The 290-nt window shown below is 62.8% G+C and carries 1 protein-coding gene; it reads right to left on the minus strand.

Annotated elements, in window-relative coordinates; all coding sequences use genetic code 11:
- Positions 1-290 (minus strand): glycoside hydrolase family 2 TIM barrel-domain containing protein (locus P0G09_RS20240; RefSeq protein WP_275253574.1); only part of this gene is annotated, 290 nt, incomplete at both ends.

Below are 290 nucleotides of genomic sequence, written 5' to 3' on the forward strand. Positions count from 1 at the left end.
GAAGCCCTCCTCATCGGCCATCTGGAAGATCTCCTCAGCGTAGGGGTAGTGGCTGGTGCGGAAGCAGTTTGCGCCGATCCACTTCATCAGCTCAAAATCCCTCTTGACGGTGGGCAGGTCGAGCCCACGGCCCCGGATGTCGGCATCCTCGTGCCGGCCGAAGCCCCGCAGATAGACCGGGCTGCCGTTGAGCAGGAAACGCCCGTGCCGGATCTCAACGGTGCGGATGCCGATCCGATCCAGATACTCGTCCACCACTGCGCTGCCCTCGTGGATGCGAATGACCAGAT

The sequence above is a fragment of the Faecalibacterium sp. DFI.5.82 genome, assembly GCF_029076575.1.
Lineage (GTDB): Bacteria > Bacillota > Clostridia > Oscillospirales > Ruminococcaceae > Faecalibacterium > Faecalibacterium duncaniae.